This is a genomic window from Aeromicrobium sp. REDSEA-S32_B7, from assembly GCF_001626145.1.
GTDB lineage: Bacteria > Actinomycetota > Actinomycetes > Propionibacteriales > Nocardioidaceae > Aeromicrobium > Aeromicrobium erythreum.
Genome location: NZ_LUNF01000305.1, coordinates 1 through 2,831, shown reverse-complemented (window position 1 = coordinate 2,831; position 2,831 = coordinate 1). Strand labels below are relative to the sequence as shown.

The 2,831-nt window shown below is 70.6% G+C and carries 4 protein-coding genes; 1 reads left to right on the top strand and 3 read right to left on the bottom strand.

Features of this window, described 5'->3' with window-relative positions:
• The 3 genes from A6Q79_RS17695 to A6Q79_RS17685 form a co-directional block, all read right to left on the bottom strand.
• The coding region (locus tag A6Q79_RS17695; protein WP_317698883.1) for a DUF2461 domain-containing protein at positions 1-535 on the bottom strand (535 nt) is incomplete at its 3' end.
• 63 nt (positions 536-598) lie between these two features.
• Positions 599-835, bottom strand: a complete 237-nt coding sequence (locus A6Q79_RS17690) for a DUF3107 domain-containing protein (protein ID WP_067855863.1) — start codon at positions 833-835, stop codon at positions 599-601.
• Positions 836-879: 44 nt separating this feature from the next.
• The gene (locus tag A6Q79_RS17685; protein WP_067855866.1) at positions 880-1,527 is read right to left on the bottom strand and encodes a TetR/AcrR family transcriptional regulator; all 648 of its coding nucleotides are present in this window, start codon (positions 1,525-1,527) and stop codon (positions 880-882) included.
• 177 nt (positions 1,528-1,704) lie between these two features.
• Here A6Q79_RS17685 and moeZ point away from each other — a divergent pair.
• The coding region (gene moeZ / locus A6Q79_RS17680; protein ID WP_369038030.1) for an adenylyltransferase/sulfurtransferase MoeZ at positions 1,705-2,831 on the top strand (1,127 nt) is incomplete at its 3' end.

Sequence of the window (2,831 nt, the reverse complement as noted above, 5' to 3'; positions counted from 1 at the left end):
GGGCGAACCCGTGCTCGCGACCGAGCGTCAGCGAGCGGTGCCGCAGGAGGTCGATGCGGGGGTGGTCGGCCGACCAGCCGCGCGGAGCGGTCTTCACCGCGTCGCCCCCGACCGTCCAGCCCTGGCGCTCGACCCGGCCGAGGATCCGCTGCAGCCCCACCCCGAACGTCTCGTGGTCCACGGCCTCCCGGAACGACGCCAGCCGCGCCGGCGGGGCCTGGTAGAACCCGACGCCGGTGCGCACGCCGGGCGCGCCGACCTGCACGTAGTAGCCGGTCGACGGGGCGACGGCTACGAACGCCCCCTGGTGCGTCTTGTACGGCGTCTTGTCCTTCGCGAACCGGACGTCGCGGTAGGGCCGGAAGATCTTGGCGGGTCCGAACTCGTCCTCCAGCGCCGCCGTGAGCGCGACCATCGGCGCCTTGACGGCCTCGTCGTAGACGTGCCGGTGCTCCTCCCAGAACGTCTTCGTGTTGTCGACCTCGAGGTCGTCGTAGAAGTCGAGCGCGGCGACGGGAAAGCCTGCGAAGGTCACGGGTGCGAGCCTAGGCCGGGGCTGCGGGTGCCACCGCGTGGCAGCACCCGCGAGCCGAGGACCTCAGTTCTCCTGCGTGACCGCGCCGAAGCCGACCTTGCGGCCGGTGTCGGCGACGAAGTACAGGTAGGCGACCTTGTCGGCCGGCACGGCGACCGTGCGGTCCTTGTCGTCGGTGAGGCTGAAGACGGTCTCGTCCTTCAGCGCGGAGTCGAGCTTCGCGAGCACCGTGTCGGGCGCCTCGCTGGTCTCGACGGACAGCTCGCGGGCGGCGTTCTGGACGCCGATCTTGACCTCCATGGTCGGTCCTCTCTGACGTGCGGTTGGGCGGGTGGGAGAAGGGGCTACTCGGCGCCGTCGGCGTCGGTGACGTCGCGCGGGAACCCGCCGATGCCCCGCCAGGCGAGCCGCCCGACGAGACGCACGGCGTCCTGCTGCGACAGCGACGACGCCTCGGCCAGCCAGTTGCGGGCGCCGACGTGGCCCATGCCGACCAGGCTCACGGCGAGGAGGTAGGCGGCGTCCTGCGGCAGGCCGGTGTCCTCGCGGATGACCTCGGCGATCGCCAGCGCCGACTCGCGCACGACCCGGTCGACCTGCTCGCGCACGTCGGGGTCGTTGGTCAGGTCGGACTCGAAGACCAGCCGGAACGCCGCGCCCTGGTCGGCGACGTACTGGTACCAGAGCTGCATCGTCGCCTCGACGCGGTGACGGTTGTCCTGCGTGGAGGCGAGGGCGCGCTTGATGTCGTCGACGACCTCGTCGCAGGAGGACTCCAGCAGCGCCAGGTAGAGGTCGAGCTTGCCGGGGAAGTGCTGGTACACGACCGGCTTGGAGACGCCCGCGCGCTCGGCGATCTCGTCCATCGACGCGGCGTGGTAGCCCTGCTCGACGAAGACCTCGAGTGCGACCTCCAGCAGCTGGGCGCGGCGGGCGCGGCGCGGCAGTCGGCCGGCGCGCGTGCGCAGGATCGGGGTCTCGCTCACCCGCACAGCCTAGTGCCCGGTCCCCACACGCTCGTCGGCGAGCACCCCGTGTCGGCGCGAGGCGTCCACGGGACGGACGTCGGTACCGCATGTCGGACGGTCGGGGAACAATGGACGACACGACCGGCGTTGTGCCGGACGTCCCCTTCACCGTCACTGCGAGGAGCAGCCGTGGTCGCCCCCATCGTGGAACCCGCCGACGAACTGACCATCGACGAGGTCCGTCGCTACAGCCGGCACCTGATCATCCCCGACGTCGGGATGGACGGGCAGAAGCGGCTCAAGAACGCCAAGGTGCTCGTGATCGGCGCGGGCGGGCTCGGCTCGCCGGCCCTGCTGTACCTCGCGGCCGCCGGCGTCGGCACGCTCGGCATCATCGACGACGACGTCGTCGACGAGTCGAACCTGCAGCGCCAGGTCATCCACGGACAGTCCGACATCGACCGGCCCAAGGCCGTCAGCGCCGCCGAGTCGGTCGCCGAGGTCAACCCGTACGTGAAGACGATCGTGCACGAGGCGCGTCTGGACAACGACAACGTCCTCGACATCTTCAGCCAGTACGACCTCATCGTCGACGGCACCGACAACTTCGCCACGCGCTACCTCGTCAACGACGCCGCCGTGATCCTCGGCAAGCCGTACGTGTGGGGCTCGATCTACCGCTTCGAGGGCCAGGTGTCGGTCTTCTGGGCGCAGGAGGGGCCGCAGTACCGCGACCTCTACCCGGAGCCGCCGCCGCCCGGCATGGTCCCGTCGTGCGCCGAGGGCGGCGTGCTCGGCGTCCTGTGCGCGTCGATCGGGTCGATCATGGTCACCGAGGCGATCAAGCTGATCACCGGCATCGGCGACCCGCTCATCGGCCGTCTGATGGTCTACGACGCACTCGAGATGCGGTATACGACGCTGAAGATCCAGCGCGACCCCGAGGGCGAGCTGCCGACCGAGCTGCTCAGCGACTACGAGGCGTTCTGCGGTGCGATCAGCGACGAGGCCGCTGACGCCGCGGCCGGGTCGACGATCTCCGTCGCCCAGCTCGACGGGTGGCTGAAGGAGCGGGGCGACGGCGGACGCGACTTCGTGCTCGTCGACGTCCGAGAGCCGGTCGAGCGCGACATCAACCACATCCCCGGCTCGATCCTCATCCCCAAGGGCGACTTCCTCAACGGCAAGGCGCTCTCGGAGCTCCCCGACGACAAGCAGATCGTGCTGCACTGCAAGTCGGGCGTCCGCTCCGCCGAGGCCCTCGCCGTCCTCAAGGGCGCCGGCTTCAAGGACGCCGTCCACGTCGCCGGCGGCGTCGTGGCCTGGGT